Raw genomic sequence first — 26,961 nt, 5'->3', positions numbered from 1 at the left:
AGGGAAAGGTCATGCATCTACCTATTACATTATCTAGGGATTCAAAGGAACCGATTTATCACCAAATTGAAAACCAATTGAAAGCATTGATTGCGGGTGGAAGTCTTCCAGCTGGTACATTGTTACCATCCATTAGGAAGCTTTCCAAACAACTAGAAGTCAGTGTTATTACAACAAGAAGAGCTTATCAAAACTTAGAAATACATGGCTATATTGAAACAGAACAAGGCAAAGGAACCTTTGTTGCTGAGGTTGATCAACATTTAAAAGCAGAAGTAAAAAAAGCATCTGTTCTCCAAGTATTCCATGATGCCATTGATACAGCACTTCAATATGATTACACCTTAGAAGAGATAGAGGAAATTTTTCAAAAGATCTTAGAAGAAAAACATAGAAAGGAGAATAATGAATGAATCCGATTGTAGAAATCATAGCATTAGAAAAGCAAATGGATACGTTTCACCTAGGACCACTTGACGCCAAAATATACCCCGGAACAATCACAACATTAATTGGGAATAATAACACCGGCAAAAGTACGATTCTAAAAATCATGATGAATTTAGTAAAAGCAGATAAGGGAAATGTTAAACTTTTTTCCACAGCAACTAACGGGTTAGATGAAAATTGGAAAAGAAAAGTAGCCTATTTCCCTCAAAAAGCGATTGGCTATGATCCATTTACTGGTAATACACTGAAAGACATGAGTTCCAATTGTTATTCAAATTGGGACGAAGAGCTTTTTCAACATATCGTACAAATTTTTCATATTCCATTAGATAAAAAATATAGTAAATTATCACCTGGGGCACAACAGAAGTTAAGGATTGCTTTAACACTACCTAGAGATACTCAACTCCTTTTACTAGATGAACCGACAGCATTTATGGATATTCCAGCAAAAATGCTACTCACCGATTTATTAGTGGATTGGATGGAAGAGGATAATCGATCGATTATAATTTCTAGTCATCAAATTGAAGAAATTAAGAAACTTTCCGATTACTTATTCGTATTACATAACGGGAAGTATATCGGTACCTTCGAAAAAGAATCTTTGACGGAAAACTATTTCCGGTATTGGCTTACAAAAAAAGCTTCAGATATCACGATTCCTGGGAAGATTTCACTTCAAGGGCGAGAGTTAATTTCGAATCATCCAGAAGAAACAGAACAATTCCTTTTACATCATGACATATCTTGGCTTGATAGAAAGGCATTAGATTTAGAAGAAATCATTCATTTGTTCTTAAAATAACGAAAGCAAGGACATACTTTCTGTTGGATAGATTCAGATGAATTACGCGAAAGGAGGTTGGACGTGGCATTTACGGATTATCTTAGTTTATTTCTTTTTCATATAGTTATGCCCCTTTTCTTTATCATATCATTGGGCATGGCTTCTTTTAAAAACAAATTCGACTGGCTTTTACAACTGTTCGTAACTTCTTTATATGTTGGTATCTTCTTTTTTATCGGTAGCTGGGATATATTAAATTATTATTTACGATATATATGGATTGTATTACTCCTTATTGCAATAATCATATCTTGGATAAAAATAAAGGAATACCCGTTTTTCTCCACATTAGATGGAGAAGGGAAATTCTCCATTGGCGTAAATCTAGTAATTATCATTATTTTTATAATTGCTGGCTCTTCTCTGTTAAATATTTTTACAAAACCTGATCAAGCAATGGAAATTGATTTCCCATTAAAAAATGGAACATACCATATTGGGCAAGGTGGAAATACAACACTACTTAACTACCACTATGCATATGATGTACAAAAGTATGCATTTGATATTGTGGAGTTAAATTCCTTTGGTTCCAGGTCTAAGGGGATTTATCCAAAAGACCTTGAAAAGTATACGATTTACGGGGAGTCACTATATAGTCCATGCGATGCAAAGGTTGTGGAAGTAAGAGATGAATTACCCGATCTAACCCCACCTGAGATGGATAGTAAACAACCTATGGGAAATTATATCGGACTAACTTGTAAGGGATATGAGGAAACAACGGTTTATCTTGCCCATATGAAGGAAGACAGTATTCTCGTAAGTACTGGTGATGAAATTCAAACAGGCGAAATAATCGGGATGGTAGGAAACTCTGGTAACACATCAGAACCACATCTACATATCCACGCCGAAATTGAAGGAAAAGGGGTGCCGATTCGTTTTGATAATAAATGGCTTTATCGTAACAAATTAGTAAGGAAAACAAAAGGATAGAAAGGATGTTTTTATGGAAAATGTATTGTCCATTCAAGGATTGGAAAAATCATTTAAAGACAAACAAGTTTTAAAAGGAATTTCCTTTGAAGTTAAAAAAGGCGAAATCATGGCTATTTTAGGGCCAAATGGTGCTGGGAAATCAACAACCATTCGTAATATCATGGGAATTATGTATCCAGATGAAGGGAAAGTTATTTTTCATAACCATACAGATATTCCGCGTCATAAAATTGGTTACCTGCCAGAAGAACGAGGATTATATAAAAATGTAAAAGTAATGGATATGCTCCTATACTTAGCCGATTTAAAAGATTATCCCAAAGAAAAGGCGAAAGAGCGCATCATGTACTATTTGGATAAATTCGATTTAAATGGGAAAGAAAATACAAATTTAGAGGAGCTTTCTAAAGGGATGAATCAGAAGGTACAATTCATCTCCTCTATTCTACACGAACCAGAGCTATTAATCTTAGATGAGCCTTTTTCTGGTCTAGATCCAGTTAGTCAGGATGTCTTTAAAGATGAAATTCGTAATCTTGCCAACAAAGGAACAGCGATTCTTTTATCCTCTCATCAAATGAATTTAGTAGAAGAAATCTGTGACCGATTGTTTATGATGCAAGAAGGGCAAAAAATCATCTATGGTTCATTAGATGAGGTAAAAACAGAGTATGCCAATTTCAAGTGTACCATTCGCGGGAAAAATAAATTAGATGATTTAAAAGCTATTTCTGAAGTTCAGCGTGTCGAACAATCAGAAGATGTCTCTGTTTTATATTTAGAAAAAGATGTTGTCCCAATCCAATGGTTTAAAACCTTGCCAGATCATTTAAACATTCATGAATTAACGATGGACCGTATTTCTTTACACGAAATATTTGTAGATATTGCCAGTGGAAAAATAAATCAGGAAGCAGGTGAACTCCATGCGTAATGCAATGAAAGTAGCCAAATGGGAAATCAAGAAGAATTTAAAAAACAAATCATATTTAATCGGACTTTTTATTACACCAATCATTATCTTAGTATTTGGAATTATTGGTTCTTTAATTGGTGAAAGTGCAGAAGAGGAAGCATTGGTAAATGTCATGATCCAAGATGAACTAGGTGTTTATGAAGCGATCGAAGAAATGGCAGAAGTGCATGATTTAGGCTGGACAATAAATCGAACTGACCTTTCCGAAGATGAAGCAAAGAAAGAAATTAAAGACACCGAAGAAACTGCCTATCTATTTATTAACCAAAAGGCATTGGATAATGGTGCTATCCCTGTTTATATGAGTGAAGATTTGGATGAACAATTTACAATGCAATTACAAGCAATCGAACCACCAATCAAAGCATTACAAATGGAGAGTATAGGATTATCTGAAGAACAATTAACTAAAGTAGCCTCCCCGATTGTTTTTGCTGAACAATCTGTTTCAGATAAAGATGACGAAAAAGATAAGGGTGAAAACCAAGCAGAAAAAGATCCACTTGAACGGATTATCCCTGGAGTTTTCGCTGGAATTATCCTTTTCTCCATTGTGATTGCCGGAATGTATATTTTCCAAAGTGCATCACAGGAGAAAAAAGATAAGATTGCCGAAATTATCTTATCATCCATTACCCCGAATGAATTGATGCAGGGTAAAATCATTGGTTATTTTGTCTTAGGAATCCTTCAAGCTGTTGTACTTCTTGCCTTTGCTGTTCCGATGGCATTGTGGAAAACAGATATTCCAGTTCTCGAATATATATTCGTTCCAGAAACATTAATACTTGTTTTAATTGCAGTTTTAGGATATTTACTATTTGCTGCTTTATTTGTTGGAATCGGTGCTACAATGGCAGATGTGTCAACAACTGGGAATTTCCAAGGATTAGTCATGATGTTACCATTTCTACCATTTATGTTTGCGACACCTGTGTTTATGGACCCTACTGGTATTGTTGCAAAAGTTGGTACCTACTTCCCATTCACAACACCAGGAGTTCTCTTGATGCGCTTGATCGCCATGGAAGAATGGCCTTGGATGGAAATCGGAATTGCTTTTGTAGTATTGATTGTAAGCATCCTCATTATGATGAAATTAGCTGGAAAAATCTTTAAGGTTGGTATTTTAATGTATGGGAAAAATGCGACACCTAAGGAAATTTGGAAATGGCTATGGGCTTAAGATTTGAGGGTTAAAGTATGAATAAGTTAGAAAAACAGAAACGAAAAGAAGATAGAGGCTTTATCATTGATACATTGATGTCAACTCCTGAACTAATCATTCTTCCATTTCGTTTGTTATTTCGCGGAATCAGTAGTGTTTTTAAATATTAATGATAGAATAAAAGACGCCGACTGGAAAATCCAGTTTCGGCGTCTTTTATGTAGTTGATGTTGTACGAAAAGTTAGCGTTGCCAAGAAAATCGCGGCTATCCCCCCGACAAGCTTTCCAACAATCATCGAAAAGACCATTTCCTTTTCTACCCCTGCAACAAATCCTAAGTGACTCCCAAGGACAAATGCAGCACTTACAGCAAAGGCAACATTGATTACTTTCCCTTTTGGGTCCATATCTTTTAAAATTGAAAGCATTGGAATACTATGCGCAAGTGATGCGACAAGCCCTGCTGTTGCAGTATGATCAATTCCAAGTAATTTTCCTATTTGTGCTAATGGCTTTTTTAACACCTTTTGAATAAAAGCAACCATCGGAAATGCTCCTGCTAAAAAGATAACAATCTGCCCCACAATTTGAATTCCTTCACTTAATGGAGTCATATTTGGAATGATTGTTATATCTGTTAATGTTTCGATAATGGCTAATGTAAGACCAATAATGGCAATGATTTCAACTCCCTTTCCGAACCAAGTGAAGCCAGCAATCATTTTTTGTGGATATTTCCAGAGTCCAAAGCCAATAAGAACAGAAAAGAAAATCGTAGGAATAAGATTCATCACAATCATCGATATACTTAATCCACCAACTAATCCCCCTACTAAGCTACCAATTGGAACGGTTATCATCCCAATTAAAATCCCTTTAGCAAAAAAGGGCTGGTCTTCCTTTTTAATCATGCCCAATGCTACAGGTATCGTAAAAACAATGGTTGCCCCCATTGTTGTCCCTAAAAAGACATACGAGAATATTCCTGCCTCTTCCGTTAAAGCCATCTCTTTTGCAAGTGCATAACCACCCATATCAATCGCAAGAATTGTGTTTGCAAATGTCGCTGGATCTGCCCCAACAATTTGATAAATTGGCGCAATAATTGGGGTTAAAATATTCGCAATGACAGGGGCTAAAGAAATGATTCCAACCATTGCCAGTGTCAATGGTCCCATCGCTAAAAATCCTTCAGTGAAGCGTTCACCTAACCCTAATTTATTTCCAACTATTTTATCTATTGCACCAATAATTAAAAAGAAAATGACAATGTAAATAATGATATCGTTAATACCCATCATACTTTCTCCATTTCTACTTTTACTCTATTATATAAGATTCACACAAAGTGGGAAACTGATTCTATCTTTTATGTATATAATCCTTCCCTCCTGTTAACACTGTTTACAAGATTGATAGTTTTATAGGGAGGAATTACTATGAAAAATCTTCGAATATTTACATTTATTACTTGTATATTAGCGCTTATTTTTATATTTTTGCCTCTTTCAAAAGTAACGGCATCTGAAGGGGATTTGTATATAGTCAATACTACTGAATTAAACATGAGGATAGCCCCCTCTAATGAGGCAAAGATTGTAGGACAATTAGAATACGGAAGTAAATTAACAGTTTTTGCGGAGGATGATGGTTGGGGAAAGACGTTTTTTGAAGGAGAAAAGGTTTGGGTTGCAATCGAATTTCTGCAACCTTTGGAAGAAAAAGCAGAAGAAGTTGAAGAACAAAATCAAGATGAAACAGAAACCGAACAAGTTGAGGAAAATACAGAAAACAAAGAACGCGAAGTAAAAGACAAGTCAGATAAGCAAACAGAAAACAAGGAACAACATAATCACCCTAGTCATTCTTTGGAAATTGAACCTGACGTAGTAGATCAAGAAAAGGATAAGAACAATGAACCTGATGCAAGAGAAGAGGTAGCCAATGACAAAAATATACCAACACATACACACGAAACTCGGGAAAAAGTAAAGCAGAAGAAAGAGTTACCCCCCGTAAAAACGATGAAACCAACACCTGTTAAAATTTCAAAACATGCACTTTCTATCATGGATTCTTTAGCAAACTTTGAAATTGTCATTGATGCAGGACATGGTGGAAAAGACGCAGGAACAATTCAAGACGGTATTTTAGAAAAAGATCTAACACTTTCAACCGCAAAAAAGGTAGCTAACCACTTAAAAGAAGCGGGGGCATCTGTTACCATGACACGGACAAATGATTCATTTATACCTCTTTCGAAACGGGTCCATATCAGTGAAAGAATGAATGCAGATGCCTTTATTAGTATTCACTTTGATTCCTTTTCAAATGCATCTGTTAAAGGATTAACATCCCATTATTCCCATAATAATCAATCAAAAAAACTAGCACAATTCATTCAAAATTCTCTAACAAAGCGAATAGATATGAAAAATCGTGGAGTACGCCATTCCAATTTTTTTGTATTACGGGAAAATAGCCAAAAAGCGGTTTTATTAGAATTAGGGTTTATGAGCAATTCGTCTGATTGGGAAGAGATTCGTTCTGTAAATTTCCAAGATAAGGTTGCTACAGCAGTTGTCGATGGGCTTTATGATTATTTTTATCAATGATATGAATTAATAAAACTTTAAGATAGGATTTTTTCCTTGATAAGTTACCTTTCAAGCTCGTGTCTTTCATGTTTCTATTTGTTCAAGTACACTCTTAGTAGAACTTGAAATGAGGGAAATATGATGAAACAAGTTTACAGTGATATCATTCAGTTTAGAGGGACACATTTTGATTTTGGTTATAAGCAAGGTGAGTTACTACGGGATTCCTTTATTCTACCAAATCGAAGAAAGCAGTGGAAAAGTCAATATAAACGCCATTTTATAGTGGATTTGCCAAAAGTAAAATATATGTTTCTAACATTTGCACCCACCATTTGGGAGGAACTTCGAGGACTTGCTACAGCACTTCATTATGATATGGAGACTACCATTCGTGAATTTGGTGGGTATTATTTAGAATACGGACAAAGTGGTTGCTCGATTTTTACAAATGCAGATTATATGATGCGTAATTATGATAATGCACCTGCTTCTTATGAAGGAAGATATGTACTATTCCAACCAACAGATGGTGGATATGCCACGATTGGACCATCTATGCAAATTACCGGTCGTACCGATGGAATGAATGAAAAAGGCCTTACAATGGGGTATAACTTTACCAATCGTGTGAAGTCAAATGATGGTTTCGTATGTAATATGATTGGCAGAATTATTTTACAAACATGTGCCACTATTGATGATGCAGTTAATTTATTAGAACAAATTCCCCATCGGCATGCTTTTAGCTATGTGTTATTAGACAAAAGCAGGGATTCTGTGATTGTTGAAGCATCTTCACGACAAGTTAAAGTTCGACAATCCTCTATTTGCACCAATCATTTTAAAATCTTAACAGAAGAAAATCGAAGCCGTTTACATGATTCATTAAAACGAGAACAGGCTTTGAAGAGAAGCCAACCACAAGTAACAGACGAATACGCTGCTTTTCAATTATTAAACAGTTCAACACATGGTGTCTATTCAAATAAATATGGAGCCTGGGCTGGAACATTGCATACAGCAGGGTACTTTCCTAATGAAATGTCCACTTGGTTCGCACTCGGCGGTGATCGAAAGCCATTGATCCTTTCTTTTGAAAATTGGTTAGAAGGAAATGACCTTCCTATTAAACAAATCAAAGGATGGATTGACTCTAAAGAGGTATTTGTCAATATGGAGGAAATATTCTAACAAGCTATCTACTTTAGATAGTTTGTTTTATTTTCTATTAATTTTAGTTAGCGAAAGAATTTACTTGAAGTGAAATGTTATACTAAGGAAAATAGGAAACGAGGTGTCTGAGTGGATAAAGAATTGCAACAACTGGTCGATGAAACACAAAAAAAATTTGGTTTAAAAAACTATTATTTGGGTCGCTCACATCTACACAGAGAGAAAAGCCATTGTAGAGAGACATTATATTACTTTTCCATGGAATGGTTCCCAAATCAGTTTAAAAATTGGGATAAAGAAGATGAAAACCCGAAAGGAACTGCATCCATCGAGATAGATTTACATACAAAGTCTTTACGTAGTATTATTTTTGTTGGTGGCATCACATATGCAGAAAATGAATCTGTATTCCCTACATATGATTTAGAAAGTGTCATTGAATGGGTTGAGGAACAAACGGGACTTATGTGGGGAAGACAATTTCAGCTTGTCCATGAAAAGAAGGACAATTTTCTATTTCGCGGTGTTGTTGATAACGTACCTATCTATCCGAGCGCTACTATTGAGGTGAAGTTTAATCAGGCAAGAGAGTTTAGTTTCTATTCTATGATTGGAGATTTGCCAAAGGAGAATGAAGTACAGTGGGAACCATTTTCCCTAGTTCCTGAGACTTTGGAACCCGTTTTGAAGGATCAAATTACGTTGATAGAACTACCCCATTTGGAGAATAAGAAATGGAACGCTGTTTATGCTGTTGAGGAAGTTTTTATTACCAATGATAAAACAAAAACAATTCCATATGATATTTTTCAACGATATGGTGAAAAGGTTGAGGTTAATAAAGTAATGGAATGGGAGGAACCACTTCAGGATGAATTTGTTGGAAAACCGTTATTTGTTTTTGAAGAGGTAAGTATGGAACAGGCTCAAACAAAAGAAGACCACCCTGATTTCTTACCAATTACAAAAAGCGAAGCAAAAGCAGCTATCCAAGAGACGCGTGATTTATTGCGTCGTGAATATCCGAATGATTCTGGTAAGTGGATGTTAAAGACAATACTACGTGAAGAAGGCTATATCGTATCCCTCTTGAAACCTATACATAGCGAACGAAAGGTTTTTGGGGATAAATTAAAAATTGCAATGAATCGAGATACATTGCAAACAGTAAATTATATTGACTCCAGTATTTTACTTACTGAATTGAAAGACTATGAAAAGGTAAATGAAATAAATATTTCTGAAAAGGAAGCATTTGAAAAGCTCCGCAAGTATATCAAAGTGACTCCAACATATGTATATGATCCTTCAGTAGAAAGATACCGCTTATGCGGAAAAATAGATAGTGATTATGGAGTACATGCAACAACCGGGAAAGTAGTCCATTTAGATGAACTTTAATCCATGGAGTTAAGTAATTCTAGCCGGGGTTGTGCGTTCAACCGCCGGAGATGTGTGTTCCAATAATTTTAAAAAAAGAACTCCAGTTTTAAAACTGGAGTTCTTCTTATAAATCGTCAAATCCATTTAAATCACTTGTTTTCGTATAGTTTCTTGCCTTTTGTTCAAAGAAGTCTGTTTTCGTTCCATCGAAATTATCCACATAAGCGCGAATCCATTTCATTGGGTTGTCCACATGTTCTGGATAGATTTCGCTAAGTCCCATCATACGAAGCATCTTATTCGCACGGTATTTTACATAGCCAGCCATTTCCTCTAGATCAATACCTTCAATATCTTTCAACACATATTCAGACCATTCAGTTTCTAATTCAACTGAAGTGCGGAATTGCTCATATACCCAGTCAATGAGTTCTGGATTATTTAGTTCTGGATTTTCTGCTAATGTAGCACGGAATAATTCAGAAATAAAGCGGCCATGCTCTAATTCATCTCGGTTAATATAGCTAATCATGGTAGATGTTCCAACCATCTTATTATTTCTCGCTAAATTATAGAAGAATGCAAATCCGGAATAGAAGAATAATCCTTCTAACAGAGCAGTATATACCATCGTCTTTAAGATATTCTCGACTGTTGGTTCCTTTGCAAAGTTATTATAGTACTCCATAATGTTAGCATTACGCTTCAATAAAACAGGGTCTTTCCGTCCAAAGTTAAAGGATTCATTTTGCTGATCTAATGAGACAACAGAAGATAATACATAGGAATAACTTTCATTATGCACTGCTTCTTGTTGCGCAATAACAGCCATAATAGATTGTACAGATGGATCTGTTGCATATAAAGAAATTAATAATGCAATTCTAGTTTGTGGCCCATCTAGTGTTGATAAGAGACCGATAATTTTCAAATAAGCATCTTGTTCTGCTTTAGATAAGAATGGGAACTGTTTCACATCACTACCCATATTAATTTCATCTGCTTGCCAGTAATTTCCTACTAAACGCTTATACATTTTGTACCAATGTGGATAAGCAATATCATTCCAATTTAATATCCCACTTGATTCTCCACCGAATAAACCGGTTGATTTATTTGGATTACGTGGTTCTAATGTTTTCGCCTTCTCAAGCAAAACTTTTGGCATCTTGTAAAACTCCTTCCACCCATTGTTCCACTAATACTTCTTGTGACCCTCTTGGGGATTGTTCAATTTTCAAACCTTCCCATTTACTGTGGTAAAATTTTGCTAACCGATCAACAGCTCTACAAAACAAATCATCGCCACCAAATTGAGTGTCTCCAGATCCGAAAACAGCGACATTGTCTGGTTTATAACCAACTTCAAGTATAAAGTCCTTCATATCATCTGGTGTGCTACCAATATCCCAAGTAAATGTACCGAAAAAAAGATAATCATAGAGGGAGACATCGACTGGGGGATCTATCCCAATCGAATGCATCTCCACATCCATTCCGTCTTCTACCAGCTTCTCTTCGATGATTTCAGCAACTTCTTCCGTATTTCCACTATACGATAGATATGCTATAAGAGCTCTCATGAATGACACCACTCACATTCCTCGATATCTGTTGAAGTTGAACGAACATAATAGGTTGTCTTTAATCCTTGCTTCCAAGCACGCATGTGTAAGTCTAATAGGACAGATGCACGAATCGTATTTGGTACATAGAAATTAAATGAGATTCCTTGGTCAATGTGTTTTTGTCGCGCTGCATTTTGCTCCACAGACCAACGTTGGTCCACAATATAAGCAGAGCGACGATACACATCATATGTCTCCGGTGTTAGATCTGGTGCTGTATACGGTATTTTGAAGTCTTTCTTTTCTTCATAATAAAACGGCTGAAAGACTGGATCAATACTTGCTGTTGAGTTCGCAATGATTGATGTAGATGAGTTTGGCGCAACAGCCATTAAGTAACCATTTCGAATTCCATGTTCTTTCACTTCTTGTTTTAAATTTGACCATTTCTCATCTGTATAACCGCGTATATCAAAGTATTCTCCTGTACTCCAACGGCTTCCCTCATAAGATTTATAAGCACCTTTTTCTTTACTTAACTCCATGCTAGCCTGAATTGTTAAATAAGCGATTTTTTCATATAATTCATCAGCATATTGAACAGCTTCTTCTGTTTCCCACTTTATACCTTTTAATGCTAAAAGGTGATGCCAACCAAATGTACCTAAGCCAATTGCACGATATTTCTGATTGGTTAGTGTTGTTTGTTTAATAGGTAATGTATTAATATCAATTACATTATCAAGCATTCGTACTTGGATGCGAATCAGGCGTTCTAATACCCCACTTGGAACTGCTCTTCCTAAGTTGATTGAGCTTAAATTACAAACAACGAAATCACCTGTTTTATATTTCTTAACAATGATATCTTCATCTTCTACATATTCTTCGATAAACTGGGTTGGTGACTGATTTTGGGTGATTTCTGTACATAAATTTGTACAGTAAATCATTCCTTTATGTGGGTTATTGTTCAAACGGTTTACTTCATCCCGGTAAAACATAAACGGTGTTCCTGTTTCTAATTGGGAAATCATAATCCGTTTCATAATATCAATGGCTGGTACCTTTTTCTTGCGTAAGTTCTCATTCGCGATACATTCTTTATATTTCTCGCGCCACTGGCCATCGCCTTTTTCTTCATCATAATAATCTTCTAGAGAGTATCCCATCACTTGACGAACCTCATGTGGATCGAATAAATACCAATCCCCACGGTTTTCTACTTGTTCCATAAATAAATCCGGAATACAAACACCAGGGAAAATATCATGTGCTCGCATTCTTTCGTCTCCATTATTCAATTTCAAGTCTAAGAATGGTTCAATATCAATATGCCAAGCATCTAGATAAACAGCAATAGCCCCTTTTCTCGTACCAAGTTGGTCCACACTAACAGCTGTATTATTTAATTGTTTGATCCATGGAACAACTCCACTGGACATACCTTTAAATCCTTTGATTGCACTACCACGGCCACGAACTTTCCCCATATAAACACCAATGCCGCCACCGTTTTTAGATAGTTTTGCAACATCTGTATTTGTGTCATAAATTCCTTGCAAACTATCCTCCACTGTATCAATAAAACAACTAGATAATTGTCCATGCGTTTTTCCAGCATTATTCATAGTTGGTGTTGCAACCGTCATATAGAGATTGCTAAGTGCCCAATACGTCTCTTTGACTAGTTCTGCTCGCTTCTCTTTTGGCTCATCTTGCATTAAATGCATTGCAATAATCATCCAACGTTCCTGTGGCAGTTCATATGTGTTTTTCTCATGATCAACTGCAAGATAACGAGTTGCCAATGTATAAATTGATAGATATGTAAACAAACGATCTCGCTCAGGCTGTATATGTTCGCCAAAATGAGCTATTTCAGCTGGAGTATACTTTTCTATCAATGCTTTCGTGTAAATTCCTTTATCAATAAGGATCTGAATCAATTCATGAAAGTCACCATAACGTAATGCAGTTTCGTACCCACGGTTTTCAGCTGCTTTTCTGTATAAATCATATAAATAAATTCGAGCTGCTACATATGTCCAATCAGGATTTGCCTCATCAATATTTTCTAGTGCGTTTTTTACTAATGTCTCCGCAATAAAACTTGGCGTAGAATCTTCTTTAATCGCTCGTAATGACTTTTCGAGATAATTTTCTATATCTACCTTCAGGCCCTCCACTGCTTGGTTAACCCAAAGATTAACGATTGACTCATTTTTTTGAAGCGTTTTTGTCATGAACAGATCCTCCTTGAGAAATTTATTTACTATTTGTTACATAATATTTATCTAAAAATAACTATCAACTATTTTCACATCAAAAAACGCCCACTCTTAGTTAAAAAGGAGTCTCTTCTTTGTCTCTCTTTCTAAGAAGTGAAACGTCTTTATGAAAATAAGACAGTATAGTTTGTAAAAAAGTATGTAAAATGGTATATTTGTTTTCAGCTATTCCTCTACCATTCCTACTTTTCCCACTCATTATCTTTCATTTTTTATTTTCTTTTTAATAGACGAAAAACACTATATATGGTATTTACAACCTGTTTTTCATCTATATATTGAGTATTAAGCGTAACATAAATCATAAAATATTACAACTAGTTTTATAGACGCAACGATTAAAATTATCCATCATTTTTAGCATTAATACAAGTAGCACACATTTCTAGCATTCTTACTTTTCTATATGGACAAATTTTGATGCTGAAATCTTTCTAATCTACCAAAGAATTTCTTCGCAAACTCATAAAATAATTCTTCAGCTGGTAATAAACCCCTTTCTGTAGGAGTGATCATTCCTACTGTACGTTGGACATGCGGTTTTCTAATATCCACCTTTGAAAAACTTTTTGGCATCTGATTAACCAACGTTATTTCTGGAATCAGTGTGACACCTAAGCCAGCTGACACCAATCCCTTGATCGTTCCAATATCTTGCCCTTCAAAAGATACTTCTGGTTGAAAGCCAAGTTGTTTACAGGCATTAGTAACCATATCTCGTAAAATATACCCTTTTGGAAAAAGGACAAACGGATCATTTCTTAATTGATCCAATGTGATTGATTCTTCTTGAGCAAGTCGATGTGTATACGGTACCAAGGCAATGATTTTTTCATGAAATAAAATCGTTCCTTTAATTCGCTCGTTTTTCGTTGGAACTGGCCCAAGTAAAGCAATGTTCATTTCACCCTGGATAATTCGCTTTTCCAACTCATAATGGGAGGCTTGATACAGGCGAAATGTCACATGTGGATATTTCTTTCGAAAGGCTGATATCACGGTAGGTAAAATAAGTGATGCTAAACTACTTGTAAAGCCGACATGCACTACCCCACGCTCTGGATCCATCTGTTCTTTAACCACTTGCTCAGCATAATCAAACGCATGCATCGCACGCTCGATATGTTTTAAAAAGACATGCCCAACTTGGGTCAATTTCACATTTCTTCCCTCTCGGATAAACAAGTGAACCCCTAATTCTTCTTCTAATTTAAAAATTTGTCTACTAACGGCAGACTGTGCAACATGTAATGCGTCTGCTGCTTCTGTCACATGTTCACGTTTAGCGACTTCAATAAAATATTTCAATTGACGTAATTCCATTTTCCTCACTCCTTTTCTCATTATCTCATATCGGCATTAATTATATCTATTTTTTATATTGATTCGATAGATCAATTTCGATAAAATAGATATATACGAAATTATCAGTATCTCACTCATTAATTTGTGAATAAATGATCATAGTTATGTTCATGAATATACATGTTAACTGCCAGAAATAGCAGTGCCAGTGTTTTATAAATCGCTTTAAAGGAAGGTGGACGATGACGGTGACAAAGAAGTCAAAATTGTCAATGCAAAAAGTGGAAGAACAAGTGAATAAATATATGGACCGTGTCTTTCAACATATGATTAGTCGTGATCCATATGAAAAGGAATTTCACCAAGCTGTCAGAGATTTATTTGTATCTATTCGACCAGTCCTTATGAGAAATACAGATTATATGAAATTCAACATTTTAGAACGACTTGTTGAGCCTGAACGACTTATAACATTCAGTATTCCGTGGATGGATGACAAAGGTACTGTCCAAGTTAATCGAGGGTTTCGAGTCCAATTTAATAGTGCGCTCGGGCCATATAAAGGCGGGCTACGCTTTCATCCATCTGTGAATTCAAGCATTGTTAAGTTCCTAGGATTTGAACAAACATTTAAAAACGCCCTAACCAACCAGCCTATTGGCGGTGGTAAAGGTGGTTCTGATTTTAATCCAAAGGGCAAATCAGATGCAGAAATTATGCGATTTTGTCAAAGCTTTATGACAGAACTTCATAAATATATTGGTCCAGATACGGATGTACCTGCAGGGGATATCGGTGTTGGAGCGAAAGAAATTGGTTATCTATTTGGACAGTACAAAAAGCTTCGTGGAAGATATGAAGCAGGAGTTTTGACCGGAAAAGGACTCCACTATGGTGGTAGTATTGGCCGAAAAGAAGCGACAGGATACGGTGCTATTTATTTTGTGAATGAAATGTTAAAAGATATGGGAGAAACATTCCAAGATAAAACAATGGTTGTCTCTGGTTCTGGTAATGTATCCATCCACACCATGGAAAAAGCAATGGAGATGGGTGCCACTGTTGTCGCTTGCAGTGACTCTAATGGTTATATTTATGACGAAAACGGCATTGATTTACAGACAGTGAAACAATTAAAAGAAATTGAGAAACGAAGAATACAGGATTATGTGGAATACCATCCACATGCTATTTATGAAGAAAACTGTTCCCATATTTGGAAAGTTCCTTGTAATATTGCTATGCCATGTGCAACACAAAATGAAATTGATGAAGAAGAAGCTAAGGAACTAGTTGAAAATGAAGTTATGCTTGTTGCAGAAGGAGCAAATATGCCATCTACAACAGCTGCTGTCTCTGTATTTCTTTATCATGATGTCGCGTTTGCACCAGCTAAAGCGGTTAATGCTGGTGGAGTTGCAGTATCTGCTTTAGAAATGGGGCAAAACAGTTCCCGTATTGCTTGGTCATTTGAACAGGTCGATGAAAAATTACAGGAAATTATGAAAGATATCTATCGAAACTGTGTTGATTCCGCTAAAAAATACCATAAACCAGGAAATTTAATTGTAGGTGCAAATATTGCCGGTTTCACAAAAGTGGCCGATACCATGATTGATTTAGGTGTTGTTTAAGTAAAAAACCTTATCACTCGTTAACAGCGAGTTTAGATAAGGTTTTTCTTTTCTTAGAAATTTAACAGTTGTTCATGTACCATAGATATGATAAGGGGTGAATAGAATGAATGATATCGCACATTTAATTCAATCATCTAAACGGACAATTATTTTCACTGGTGCGGGAATGTCAACAGAAAGTGGCTTACCAGATTTTCGCTCAGCAAAGGATGGGCTTTGGGAAAAATTCAACCCGAATGAACTAGCAAATGTCCATGCCTTAGAACATAATAGAGATGAATTTATTGACTTCTATCGCTACCGATTACAAGAGTTAAAAAAATACCAACCCCATGACGGGCACTTTATTTTAGCTGAATGGGAAAAGCGTGGTCTGATTCATGGAATCATTACGCAAAATGTCGATGGTTTTCATCATGATGCAGGTAATAGAAATGTGATGGAACTACATGGAACATTTCGCTCTTTTCATTGCCATACATGTAGCAAAGAATATGATGCCGATCTTTTCTTTAGTGGAAAAAACCATTGTGATAAATGTAATGGTACCATCCGTCCTGGAATCGTCCTTTTCGGCGAAGCATTGCCTGAAGAAGCATTTATAAGAGCAGAAAAGGAAACAAATGATGCCGATTTATTTATTGTACTAGGCTCATCACTAACCGTAAGCCCTGCCAATATGTTTCCCATGCTTGCAAAAGAAAATAACGCGAAATTGATCATCGTTAACCACGACCAAACCCCATTAGATTCTATCGCAAACTATATTATCCAAGACAAATCCATTAAACAGACATTAACAGAGTGGAATGAATTACTCTAACAGTTTAAAATAAAAAGAAGCTCAGTGATTCCATCTTAAGATGGACTACTGAACTTCTTTTTACATTTACTGGGGTTATGTCCCAGCCTACTCTGTAGTAATCTCCTTACTCCGTTCATGATACCAATGAATAAATTCATTACTTGCATCCACTGGAATGTCTTGCATTTCCTCATGATGAACTGGATTTGTGCGGTTAACCGTTTTGATTGTTGCTACACCGAATTTCCGCTGTAGGAAAGATTGCTCTACTTCTATCTCAATCACCTTTTTCCGCTTCGTAATAAAGGTTTCGGACCATAGCCCACCAACTTTAAGTTGGATGAATCCATCATTTATGAGATAACGGGAATTTTTAAAACGTAACGCGCGCATCGCATATGTCGAAATTAATAAAATAATAACTACATAAATCCATGTTGAACTCCATCCAAAGATGACTGGTTTCCACCAAAAAAGAATCCCAGTAATAATAAGCCAAACAAACGGAAAGCGTAGCAATTTAACATATAATGCTTGCTTTGGTAGTTTATTCATTCGATTCTCTACTTGGAAACCTGGTAATAATTCCTCAATCAAACCAAACGCACGATTTGTCGGAAGAAATGGATATAATGTATTAATTTCTTCTCCGTCATCATCATCATTAACCGCACTAACCAGTTTTACTTCCGTCAGTTTTAACAACTTTTTAAATGGGTTTTGGTTTAGTTGAATTCCTTGCACATTTTCTTTACGAATAGAAAAAGACTGTTCACTCAATGTCCCACGCTTAATATAGATTCTTTCGTGATCTGAAGCTATTTCGTACTTTCCATATTTTAGGAATGTACGAGTGATCCCGAAACCAACAGCAATAACAAGAAACAAAATAATAACCGTACCAATCAAGATCCATGAATCAGCAATAAACACATATACTTCTTCTACATCCATTTTCCAATTAAAGATATCTTCTGCATTATTAATAATCGTTGCGATAATTGGAATCAATGCTAGGAAACTAAGTGATAGAAAGGATGCCTTCAATAAATCCTTCCGTGAAGGGCGAAAATGAACCGTCCTTTCACTTGTTTCTAACTGCATATACGCATCTGACATATCTCCTGATAGAATACGTGATTGTTTTTCCAATGCTTGCTCATGAATGGGACATGCATCTCCTATTTTCACTTGGGCCGATTCTTTCCGAAGGGTTAGTACTTGGTTTTCTATTTTCTCTGCTTCTTCTTTTTTCACTGCTTCTAATTTCACAGAAGCATCCTCATCTGTTGCACTTGTTACAAGTGTTAAAGATGTTACGGAAAATGGTTTAAAATACCAAGGTGTACTAGTTTGCACATTTTGAACCCGTTCTAGTGGAATACTATTGCTTTTCTTTTTAAATACTCCTTTAGAAATATGAATAGAACGGGTTTTTAATTCGTATTTCGTGCTCCACCACTGAAGAATCATCTGAATGAAGCTTATGATTACAAATAAAGCAAACGCCCATCTCCCATAAAAGGCAATGGTCGATTCCTTATCAGAGATAAAAAACAAATAAATAATAATAACAAAGCTACCTTTTATGAAAGAAATAATTGAAGCAAGAATTTTTAACGGATGTAAGCGTTTCATTTCAGTGTCTGTCATGATTATTCCACTTCCTTAATTTTAGCATGATGGGCAATTTGATCACGCAGAAGAAAGGCTTCTTCTTCAGAAAGTGCTGGTATTTCATGTGACGACCCCATGGAGCCAATTTCAATGGTATATAATCCATATTTACGTAAAATCGGTCCTTGTTCAGCAGACACATATTGAATTTTTGTCATTGGAATAACGGTATGTTTTCGATTGAATATGCCGTATTTCAAGCGAACATATTCTTCATCCATGCCATAACGCCAATATTTATATAATAAACTTGGTTCAAAAAACACCGACCAAATAGAGAAAAGCGGTGCTACCCCTAATAAAATCCAAAGAATAGTAATAATCCACTGGAACCAATCAAAATAAATTCCTGCCCAAAGTAATGCTCCAATGATAATAATTCCTATGACATCTGTAATGAGATTACTTAAACGCCATACCTTAATAGCTTGTTTTGATATTCTACTTGTTGGTTCATAAATTGACTCCATGCGTATCCACCCTATCTGCAAAAGCTTGTTTGTTTAAAGTATCTATTAACATATACGATTTTTTTCTTGAAAAGTTTCATATAAAAAAAGAGAACGCTCTATTGCATTCTCTCCAAATACCTATAGAATAACAAAGAAATAACTCCCGAAAGAAATAATGTAGATAACAAAACAAATAGCAGCTATTTTAAGCAGTTTTCCAAAATGGAGACTTCCAGAAAAGCCATGTTTAATAAAGTGTGCAGTAAATAAAATCATGGATGACGCAAGTGAAAGAATACTGATAATCAATAATATTTTTCCCATTTGTTTGTTCCTTTCATTACTAACGATTATAAATCCTTATCATTAGCTTACTAAAATAATATGTATCTTGCCATGATATCTTGGCATCAGTCAGGATTTTCTTGCAGGGCTTTTTTGCTATTTGCACTTCCTTTTAGATAAAAGTAGTAATCTTTTCCTGCATCTCTTCATAAAGATGATAAGGTGAGGAAAATGAAGGAGGAAAACAATGCATATTGAGTATGATGTGTATAAGGATTTGGCACAGGAACGCATGGAACGATTGAAAAAAGAGGTAAGGGACTATCAGGCAACTTCCAAAAAAAGGACACGGAGTTTTTTTAGAAGGAAGAAACAACATATTTTCCCTAGTCTATCAAAGATACGAATGAAACGAAATTTAAAGATAAATCAATAACTTGTTCGTATTTTTTATCCACCTTAATGAAAAAACAGTGGACGATAATCCCATCTATATTATATCCTATGTATAAGACTTTTTTAGATGGGAGATGTGTAAATGACTTGGGAAACATTCCTATCCAATAAACATTTAATCAAACTCGGAATTGCAATTGGGATCTTTCTACTGTTTCTCGTGTTTCGAAAACTGTTTGCCAAATATATTTATTCCTTTTTATTAAGAATTAGCAAAAAAGCACCAAATGACTTTTTTGCTTATATATTTGAAGCCTTTAAAAAACCACTACAATGGTTGTTCATCATTATCGGATTATACGTAGCAATTAGGTATTATCCATATTTAAACCATAAAAATGAGACATTCAGCCAACTTATTAGTGCATCCATTATTGTACTAATCACATGGGGATTCTTTAACTTAACATCTAATTCCAGCCTTTTATTTCGCAAAATAAATGAGAAAACAAGTATACAAATTGATGAAATATTAATTCCGCTCTTATCAAGGGCATTACAATTTATTGTCCTTGCCATTAGTGCCAGTGTTATTTTACAAGAATTCGGTTATAAAATTGATGGATTTGTCGCTGGTCTTGGTTTAGGTGGGCTTGCCTTTTCATTGGCAGCAAAAGATGCCTTAGCAAATCTATTTGGTGGAATTGTCATTATTACGGAAAAACCTTTCACCATTAATGATTGGATCATGACGCCAAGTGTGGAGGGAACGGTGGAAGATATTTCTTTTCGTAGTACAAAAATACGTACCTTTGCACAAGCCGTTGTTACGGTTCCAAACGCCACTTTAGCAAATGAGGCTATTACCAATTGGAGTAAGATGGGTAAAAGACAGATTACTTTCACGATTCGTGTCACCTATGATAATCCGATTACCAATATAGAAAAAGTGGTACAACGAATAGAGGACTTACTGAAAAGCCATCCAGAAATCCATCCAGAAACCATCTTCGTTTCTGTTGATGAATATAAGGAAAATGGAATCGATATCTTCCTTTACTTCTTCACGAAAACAACAGATTGGGGCGAGTATTTACGTATTCGTGAAGAAATTAATTTGCGGATTTTACAAATTTTGGATGAAGAGGAGATTGAAATCGCTATTCCTAGCAGACGCCTATTCATGGAGTCGCCATCCGATGATAAAAACCCATCCACATTGTCAGAGCGGCAAGAATCCTAATTATCACCTTACAATGGAATGGAGCGTTTAAAAAAGATCGAGTCCTAGAACTCGATCTTTTTTAATGATTCATCTCGTATAAACATCGATTTTTCCAACATCTGTTTTCATGTCTACCATATATTCCGCATTTCGGTTGATATAATTTCCGCTCTCTCCAAATATTCGAATACTCCCCACATCTGAATACCCTTGAAAGCTTACATTATCCGGAATCCGAGAGAGTTGTACGGAAATTTTCCCAACATCTGAAGTAAGCTGAATATCATTTGTAATCTCCATAAGTTTTAATGTCATATTTCCGACATCACTTTTGGCTGTAATCACCCCAGTAACATCATCTAATTGAATATTCCCAACATCCGATTCAACAATCAATTCCTCTGTTTGGACATCGGTCATTTCAATATTCGATACATCTGATTTGACATAGAACTTATCTGCATGGACAGATGAAATAAGAGTATTACCTACTTCATTTTCCACCGAAATATTGGAAAAGATTTTATCAGGTAAATATATTTTTACGGTTAGTTTATTTAGAAAGTCAAAAAAGGAAAAGAATTTAAGGAAAAAGGGTTCTTTTGTATCAACATCTACCATTAAAGTCGATTCATCCTGTTGCAGATGAACACGATGAGAGTGATTCCGTAGATTCCCCTCCCAAACGACCTCCATATCTTTAGAATCAGATGGATGAAGCTCAATATTCGCTATATTGCTATCTACAATTAATTGGTCAATCTCTTCTCCGGAAAATGTTTCCCGTCCTTCTGTATCTGTTTGCATTAAATCTGCCCCTGTCATGAAAATACCAACAATACCGATGACAATCATGAGAACGGCTAGTAATTGGGTTATCCTTCTCATCTGGTTTCACCTCTTCCAACACGGACATTCCAGTCAATATACCTTTTTATTAGTGTAGGAAGGTTTTGGATAAATTGAAGTAGCAGTGGTAGTAAAAGAATACCGATACCGGATAAGATTAAAGAAAAGAAGAATTCAAACCAATGCCCCGTACCTAATATCATTTTTAAAAGTGTTATAACTGGTGAGATAACGGATACACCTAGAGCAAAGGTAATTCCAATCAGCGCACCAAAAATGCCTAAAGCAGGTCCTAAAACGAAAATAAGATTAAAGAAAATAAGTGCAAAACCTACAATTACATTTCTTAATGAATTTGTTGTCGTTTCGTTAGAAGAAGAATGGTGATAATTATTCTGTATATTTTGTGCAATTTCATGGGGATTACCTAGTTGTTTTATAGTAGCTTCTTCGGAAAACCCATTCTCTTTTGTCTCTATGAAATAGTCATCATAATCCTGAATAATTTCTTCAATCTCGTTAGGATCTAATCCTCTTAATTCAAGTTGTAATTGTTTTAAAAACAAATCCTTATTCATCATTGCACTCCTTTTTGGAAAATTCCTACTTTAACTATATGGGAACAACCCCGATATTACAACGATTTTTGAAAAATAAAATGAAAATACTCCAAGAATAAAATGAAACTTCTATCAGTGGGAGTTTTCTTCATGTTAGTTGAAGAAGCGGACCTTTACTGGCTGTTGGTCCTCCACTTATACTTCTTGAGTATATCGAATTCTTGAAGTGGAGGTCTTACAGCCAGTTAATCTGCGATAAAAGATGCTGGAACAAAACTCTTTTAAAATGAATAAAACGCATGAAATCTAAATTTTTAAATCTAGATTTCATGCGTTTTTTATTTTCATGTTTTAAACCGAAAACCAGTTATTATCACTTGTGTCCCAGCATCTTCTTTAAGATCTACCACAGCTCGGGGGCTGTTTTTTTATTTGTTTACTGCGAAGCTGACCACAGGCAGCATCAATATCTGCCCCATTTTCCCAACGGACACCACTTTGGATGCCATGCTTCTTTAATGTTTCGTAAAATGCTTGAATGGTCTCCGTCTTACTGCGCTGATATTCACTATGCTCATCCACTGGATTGTATGGAATTAAATTAACATATGCCAAATGGCGATGGTCTTTTAATAGAGCAGCTAATTGTAATGCTTCTGTTTCATGGTCATTTACATCACGAAGCATAATATATTCATACGTAATTCGTCGATTTGTCTTTTTTAAATAGTAATGAATCGCATCCATTAATTTCTCTATATTGAATGCTCGATTGATTTTCATAATTCGCGTTCTGAGTTCATTATTCGGTGCATGTAAGGAAATAGCAAGATTCACTTGAGAATCTAAATCAGCGAATTCATATATTTTATGCGCTAATCCACTTGTTGATACAGTAATATGGCGGGCACCGATAGATAGACCTTGCTGATCATTAACAACGGTTAAGAAATCAATAAGATTATCGAAATTATCAAATGGCTCACCAATTCCCATCACCACAATATGGCTCACACGTTCTTCTTTCCCTTGTGCATCCAAATGTGCTTGTACTTTCATAATTTGTTCCACAATTTCACCTGCAGTTAAATCACGGCTTTTCTTTAATAAACCACTTGCACAGAAGGAACAACCAATATTACAACCAACCTGTGTCGTGACACAAACCGATAACCCATAAGGAAACCGCATCAGTACAGTTTCAATTAAGTTACCATCAGACAGCTTGAATAAAAATTTAATCGTTCCATCTTTGGATTCTTGCTTCACTTCCTCTTCTAGCGTATGAAGAAAGAAATTTTCTTCCAATAAAGCGATACACTCCTTATTCACATTACGCATATCTGAAAAACTCTTTACACGTTTCTTATACAGCCAATCCCATACTTGCTGCGTTCGGAATTTTTTCTCACCATGTTCAACAAGCCACACTTGTAATTGTTCATATGTCATACCATAAATGGATTTTTTCATGTTCAAGAAAACCTCTCTTTTCTATATAGCTGTTTACGAAATTAAAATTAACCTCATTTATATAATACCTTTCTATCGTACCAAAATTCCATGTGAACTTAAAATTTCAAATTTCTCAATGTATCATTATACCATATCAAAAGCAGTATACTTGTCGGAAGAGAATTTCTCCTCCATAATTATCGTTATAATCATTTATTTGAGGGGGTAGTTCTCTTGACAATAAGAAACTCATCACATACAAAAACATTTAATGAAATTCCATTATCGATTCTTGATTTGGCACCAATTAAAGAGGGAAGTACAGCAAAAGAATCATTTCAACATACAGAGGATTTAGCCCAACATGCAGAAAAATGGGGCTATCATCGTTACTGGCTAGCAGAGCATCACAGTATGCCTGGAATAGCAAGTGCGGCAACATCTGTTCTTATTGGACATGTTGCTGGAAAGACAAACCATATGCGGGTTGGTTCAGGTGGTGTTATGTTACCAAACCATGCATCCCTAGTCATCGCAGAACAATTCGGTACACTAGAATCATTGTACCCAGGACGAATTGATCTAGGATTAGGCCGAGCACCTGGCTCAGACCAAATGACTGCTTTTGCTTTACGTCGTGATTTAAAACAACGTGTAGAAGAATTTCCGAAACAAGTAGAAGAGTTACAAGCATATTTCGAAGGCACAGGAATTGTCCATGCATACCCAGGAGAAGGGCTAGATATCCCTATTTGGCTACTCGGATCCAGTGGATTTAGTGCTCGTCTTGCTGCTGAAAAAGGCCTACCATTTTCCTTTGCAAGCCATTTCGCACCAGATTATACACTACAAGCATTAAAGCTTTATCGGGATAATTTCAAACCTTCTAATACTTTGCAAAAGCCTTATGCCATGCTTGGCGTCAATGTCGTCGTAAGTGATACCGATGAAAAAGCAAAATATCTAGCAACATCATTACAACAACAATTTTTAAGCTTGCGTAGGGGAACACCAGGAAAGTTACAAGCACCTGTTGAAGATATGGAAGAAATTTGGACATTATCTGAAAAAGCCGCAATTGAAAAGACACTCCAATCCGGTACAACCATCGTTGGTAGTAAGGAAACTGTAAAACGCGGTTTAGAGGACTTCATAAAGAAAACAAATGCAGACGAATTAATTATTCATTCACAAATATATGAGCACAAAGAAAGACTTCGCTCCTATGAAATAATTGCTGAAATGATGGACTGATTGAGGAAGATATCGGGATTTCAGCTCAATACACAGAAATGGCACCTCATCATATTGAGGTGCCATTTTTCTTATGATAATGCTTTTAAGCCGACAACTCCGGCGATGATAAGGATTAAACTCCCAATACGTGACCAACTTTTTGAATCCCCAAAAAAGAACATATTAATAAGAACTGCTCCAGCTGTTCCTAATCCCGTGAATACAGCATAGGCAATACTCACTGGTAAGTATTTAAAAGATAAATAAATCAATGCAAACGATAAACCTAAACCACCGAAGTAAAGGATACCGTTCTTTAGGTTTCGTTTTTGGCTAAATAAATTTAAGCCCCAAACACCGACTAATTCCGCAGAAGCAGCTAATAAAACAAATATCCAACCCATTATTGATGTGCGCCTCCTTCTACATGGTGTACATGACTTTCTTCTTTTTCTGCTTGATCATCAGCTAATTTCAAGCCGACAACACCTACAACAATCATGAAAATACAAATTATTTTCGCCATGCTCATATGTTCTCCGAATAAATACACGTCCATTAAAAAGGTTCCAATTGTACCAACCCCAGCAAACACAGCGTATACCGTTCCACCTGGTAAACCTTCCACAGCTTTTGCTAAAAAGTGCAAATCAAGGATAATAAATGACACTATAAAAATCCAATGCCACCACGCTGATGCCGTATTAAATCCAAAAATCCACACTAATTCGAAAAAACTTGTCAATGCTACATAAATCCAATACTTTCCTTTACTACCTTCTGCTTTCTTCAAGTAAATTCACTCCTTTAAAATACACCTTAAATCGAGTTTATATTATTGACTGACTCTCAGTCATTAATCTTTTAAAAAATTGTCCGGATCTCCAGACATGTAATTTCATAAAAAACTATTCTTTCTCTTTTAATCCCAAAGCATGTTCCGCAAATTCAAGTACCTCTTCTTTCTTACATATTGCCGTATCCGAATTACCATGCGAATAAAGGTATGTCTGTTCTGCTGCTGATTCAATCAAACCTATTAATAAAATTGCTGTCTGTTCAGGATGTATGCTTTTTCGAATCACACCTTCTTTTTGCGCTTTTTCTAAAAAGCGGCTCATCCAATCATAGTACGGTTCATAAATTGCTTCCCATTCTTGTAAATACTCCGTAGAAGCAAGACCAGCATATATTAATGCAAAAATTTCTCTGTAATCTTGTGTTATTCGGAATACAACGTGAATAACTTGCTTTAATTGCTCCGAAAAAGATGCTTGTTGTTCAATGGATTGTTTTACTTCCGCTAAAATTTTTTCTACCATAACTTCAGCAATTGACGGCATTACCGCAAGTTTCGAAGGGAAATATAAATAAAACGTCCCTTGTGCAATGCCTGCTTTTTTTACAATATCAGATACCTTTGTTTGATCAATCCCTTTTTCCGAAAAAATATCAATTGCGGCATGAATGATTCGTCCTTTTTTACCTTCCATAGTTCCCCTCCATTTCCTACTTTTGAAGGCACATTTTGTATAATAAATGATCTTCTTCATTTTTAAAAATCACAACTATCTAGAACAACAGCCTCTGATAAAACACTGACTGATAGTCATTCATTATACAGGAGTTTCATATAAAAGACAAATAAGAAGCCACAACCACCATTCATGTGATAGT

Annotated in this window: 28 protein-coding genes; 14 read left to right on the top strand and 14 right to left on the bottom strand. The window is 35.7% G+C overall.

All coding sequences use genetic code 11. The annotated features are described in order from the left end of the window. Positions 1–11 precede the first annotated feature (11 nt). The 6 genes from FHP05_RS03905 to FHP05_RS15645 all read left to right on the top strand — a co-directional run bounded on the left by FHP05_RS03905 (position 12) and on the right by FHP05_RS15645 (position 4,556). Complete coding sequence (locus tag FHP05_RS03905; RefSeq protein ID WP_147665940.1) at positions 12–413, top strand: GntR family transcriptional regulator; 402 nt, start codon at positions 12–14, stop codon at positions 411–413. Further along, positions 410–1,258: an ATP-binding cassette domain-containing protein gene (locus FHP05_RS03900; protein ID WP_147665939.1), complete on the top strand. Its 849-nt coding sequence runs from the start codon at positions 410–412 to the stop codon at positions 1,256–1,258. Before FHP05_RS03905 ends, FHP05_RS03900 begins: the two co-directional genes overlap by 4 nt. Before the next feature lie 63 nt (positions 1,259–1,321). Next, positions 1,322–2,239, top strand: coding sequence for a M23 family metallopeptidase (locus FHP05_RS03895; RefSeq protein ID WP_147665938.1), 918 nt, complete (start codon positions 1,322–1,324; stop codon positions 2,237–2,239). Positions 2,240–2,252: 13 nt separating this feature from the next. After that, positions 2,253–3,176 carry an ABC transporter ATP-binding protein gene (locus tag FHP05_RS03890; protein WP_147665937.1) on the top strand — a complete coding sequence of 308 codons (924 nt, stop codon included), beginning with the start codon at positions 2,253–2,255 and terminating at the stop codon, positions 3,174–3,176. After that, complete coding sequence (locus FHP05_RS03885; RefSeq protein WP_147665936.1) at positions 3,169–4,404, top strand: ABC transporter permease; 1,236 nt, start codon at positions 3,169–3,171, stop codon at positions 4,402–4,404. Before FHP05_RS03890 ends, FHP05_RS03885 begins: the two co-directional genes overlap by 8 nt. A gap of 17 nt (positions 4,405–4,421) precedes the next feature. Further along, the gene (locus FHP05_RS15645; protein WP_269144269.1) at positions 4,422–4,556 is read left to right on the top strand and encodes a hypothetical protein; all 135 of its coding nucleotides are present in this window, start codon (positions 4,422–4,424) and stop codon (positions 4,554–4,556) included. Between the two features lie 46 nt (positions 4,557–4,602). Here FHP05_RS15645 and eutH read toward each other — a convergent pair whose 3' ends face one another. Beyond that, positions 4,603–5,685, bottom strand: a complete 1,083-nt coding sequence (eutH, locus tag FHP05_RS03880; protein ID WP_147665935.1) for an ethanolamine utilization protein EutH — start codon at positions 5,683–5,685, stop codon at positions 4,603–4,605. 141 nt (positions 5,686–5,826) lie between these two features. Between eutH and FHP05_RS03875 the strand changes: the two genes are divergently transcribed. The 3 genes from FHP05_RS03875 to FHP05_RS03865 all read left to right on the top strand — a co-directional run bounded on the left by FHP05_RS03875 (position 5,827) and on the right by FHP05_RS03865 (position 9,561). Further along, positions 5,827–7,002 carry an N-acetylmuramoyl-L-alanine amidase gene (locus FHP05_RS03875; protein ID WP_147665934.1) on the top strand — a complete coding sequence of 392 codons (1,176 nt, stop codon included), beginning with the start codon at positions 5,827–5,829 and terminating at the stop codon, positions 7,000–7,002. A 123-nt stretch (positions 7,003–7,125) separates the two neighbouring features. Beyond that, the gene (locus FHP05_RS03870; protein WP_147665933.1) at positions 7,126–8,178 is read left to right on the top strand and encodes a C45 family autoproteolytic acyltransferase/hydolase; all 1,053 of its coding nucleotides are present in this window, start codon (positions 7,126–7,128) and stop codon (positions 8,176–8,178) included. Between the two features lie 111 nt (positions 8,179–8,289). Continuing rightward, entirely contained in the window at positions 8,290–9,561 is a 1,272-nt protein-coding gene (locus FHP05_RS03865) for a hypothetical protein (protein ID WP_147665932.1), read from the top strand. Positions 9,562–9,667: 106 nt separating this feature from the next. Here FHP05_RS03865 and FHP05_RS03860 read toward each other — a convergent pair whose 3' ends face one another. The 4 genes from FHP05_RS03860 to FHP05_RS03845 all read right to left on the bottom strand — a co-directional run bounded on the left by FHP05_RS03860 (position 9,668) and on the right by FHP05_RS03845 (position 14,725). Then, complete coding sequence (locus FHP05_RS03860; RefSeq protein WP_147665931.1) at positions 9,668–10,711, bottom strand: ribonucleotide-diphosphate reductase subunit beta; 1,044 nt, start codon at positions 10,709–10,711, stop codon at positions 9,668–9,670. Further along, complete coding sequence (locus tag FHP05_RS03855; RefSeq protein WP_191126225.1) at positions 10,692–11,126, bottom strand: flavodoxin; 435 nt, start codon at positions 11,124–11,126, stop codon at positions 10,692–10,694. The genes FHP05_RS03860 and FHP05_RS03855 overlap by 20 nt, the downstream gene beginning before the upstream one ends. After that, complete coding sequence (locus tag FHP05_RS03850) at positions 11,123–13,357, bottom strand: ribonucleoside-diphosphate reductase subunit alpha (protein WP_147665929.1); 2,235 nt, start codon at positions 13,355–13,357, stop codon at positions 11,123–11,125. The genes FHP05_RS03855 and FHP05_RS03850 overlap by 4 nt, the downstream gene beginning before the upstream one ends. A gap of 447 nt (positions 13,358–13,804) precedes the next feature. Further along, positions 13,805–14,725 (bottom strand): LysR family transcriptional regulator, encoded by a 921-nt coding sequence (locus tag FHP05_RS03845; protein WP_147665928.1) that lies wholly within the window; start codon positions 14,723–14,725, stop codon positions 13,805–13,807. A 224-nt stretch (positions 14,726–14,949) separates the two neighbouring features. Between FHP05_RS03845 and gdhA the strand changes: the two genes are divergently transcribed. Further along, positions 14,950–16,341, top strand: coding sequence for an NADP-specific glutamate dehydrogenase (gene gdhA / locus FHP05_RS03840; protein ID WP_147665927.1), 1,392 nt, complete (start codon positions 14,950–14,952; stop codon positions 16,339–16,341). Between the two features lie 106 nt (positions 16,342–16,447). Then, a complete protein-coding gene (locus tag FHP05_RS03835) occupies positions 16,448–17,167 on the top strand; it encodes an NAD-dependent protein deacylase (protein ID WP_147665926.1) in 720 nt (239 codons plus the stop codon). An 87-nt stretch (positions 17,168–17,254) separates the two neighbouring features. Here FHP05_RS03835 and FHP05_RS03830 read toward each other — a convergent pair whose 3' ends face one another. The 3 genes from FHP05_RS03830 to FHP05_RS03820 form a co-directional block, all read right to left on the bottom strand. Further along, positions 17,255–18,802, bottom strand: a complete 1,548-nt coding sequence (locus FHP05_RS03830) for a PH domain-containing protein (protein ID WP_147665925.1) — start codon at positions 18,800–18,802, stop codon at positions 17,255–17,257. A gap of 2 nt (positions 18,803–18,804) precedes the next feature. After that, positions 18,805–19,296 carry a PH domain-containing protein gene (locus tag FHP05_RS03825; RefSeq protein WP_147665924.1) on the bottom strand — a complete coding sequence of 164 codons (492 nt, stop codon included), beginning with the start codon at positions 19,294–19,296 and terminating at the stop codon, positions 18,805–18,807. A 120-nt stretch (positions 19,297–19,416) separates the two neighbouring features. Next, entirely contained in the window at positions 19,417–19,602 is a 186-nt protein-coding gene (locus tag FHP05_RS03820) for a hypothetical protein (RefSeq protein WP_147665923.1), read from the bottom strand. A 208-nt stretch (positions 19,603–19,810) separates the two neighbouring features. Between FHP05_RS03820 and FHP05_RS03815 the strand changes: the two genes are divergently transcribed. Together FHP05_RS03815 and FHP05_RS03810 are read left to right on the top strand one after the other, a co-directional pair. Beyond that, positions 19,811–19,999, top strand: a complete 189-nt coding sequence (locus tag FHP05_RS03815) for a hypothetical protein (RefSeq protein ID WP_147665922.1) — start codon at positions 19,811–19,813, stop codon at positions 19,997–19,999. A 102-nt stretch (positions 20,000–20,101) separates the two neighbouring features. Then, positions 20,102–21,202: a mechanosensitive ion channel family protein gene (locus tag FHP05_RS03810; protein WP_147665921.1), complete on the top strand. Its 1,101-nt coding sequence runs from the start codon at positions 20,102–20,104 to the stop codon at positions 21,200–21,202. A gap of 69 nt (positions 21,203–21,271) precedes the next feature. Here FHP05_RS03810 and FHP05_RS03805 read toward each other — a convergent pair whose 3' ends face one another. The 3 genes from FHP05_RS03805 to rlmN all read right to left on the bottom strand — a co-directional run bounded on the left by FHP05_RS03805 (position 21,272) and on the right by rlmN (position 24,066). Further along, positions 21,272–22,072, bottom strand: a complete 801-nt coding sequence (locus FHP05_RS03805; protein WP_147665920.1) for a DUF4097 family beta strand repeat-containing protein — start codon at positions 22,070–22,072, stop codon at positions 21,272–21,274. After that, positions 22,069–22,611, bottom strand: a complete 543-nt coding sequence (locus tag FHP05_RS03800) for a DUF1700 domain-containing protein (protein WP_191126224.1) — start codon at positions 22,609–22,611, stop codon at positions 22,069–22,071. The genes FHP05_RS03805 and FHP05_RS03800 overlap by 4 nt, the downstream gene beginning before the upstream one ends. Before the next feature lie 378 nt (positions 22,612–22,989). Continuing rightward, entirely contained in the window at positions 22,990–24,066 is a 1,077-nt protein-coding gene (gene rlmN / locus FHP05_RS03795) for a 23S rRNA (adenine(2503)-C(2))-methyltransferase RlmN (RefSeq protein WP_147665918.1), read from the bottom strand. A 216-nt stretch (positions 24,067–24,282) separates the two neighbouring features. On the opposite strand from rlmN, the gene FHP05_RS03790 reads away from it, so the two are divergent. Continuing rightward, on the top strand, positions 24,283–25,302 hold the full coding sequence (locus FHP05_RS03790) for an LLM class flavin-dependent oxidoreductase (RefSeq protein ID WP_407923415.1): 1,020 nt from the start codon (positions 24,283–24,285) through the stop codon (positions 25,300–25,302). A gap of 71 nt (positions 25,303–25,373) precedes the next feature. Here FHP05_RS03790 and FHP05_RS03785 read toward each other — a convergent pair whose 3' ends face one another. The 3 genes from FHP05_RS03785 to FHP05_RS03775 form a co-directional block, all read right to left on the bottom strand. Continuing rightward, positions 25,374–25,688, bottom strand: a complete 315-nt coding sequence (locus FHP05_RS03785; RefSeq protein WP_147665917.1) for a DMT family transporter — start codon at positions 25,686–25,688, stop codon at positions 25,374–25,376. Beyond that, on the bottom strand, positions 25,688–26,077 hold the full coding sequence (locus tag FHP05_RS03780; RefSeq protein WP_147665916.1) for a DMT family transporter: 390 nt from the start codon (positions 26,075–26,077) through the stop codon (positions 25,688–25,690). Before FHP05_RS03780 ends, FHP05_RS03785 begins: the two co-directional genes overlap by 1 nt. A gap of 115 nt (positions 26,078–26,192) precedes the next feature. Then, positions 26,193–26,777 carry a TetR family transcriptional regulator gene (locus FHP05_RS03775; protein ID WP_147665915.1) on the bottom strand — a complete coding sequence of 195 codons (585 nt, stop codon included), beginning with the start codon at positions 26,775–26,777 and terminating at the stop codon, positions 26,193–26,195. Between the last annotated feature and the right edge of the window lie 184 nt (positions 26,778–26,961).

It is taken from the genome of Cerasibacillus terrae (assembly GCF_008039555.1).
In the GTDB taxonomy this organism is placed as follows: domain Bacteria; phylum Bacillota; class Bacilli; order Bacillales; family Amphibacillaceae; genus Cerasibacillus; species Cerasibacillus terrae.
This window is presented reverse-complemented; position numbering and strand designations above follow the sequence as displayed.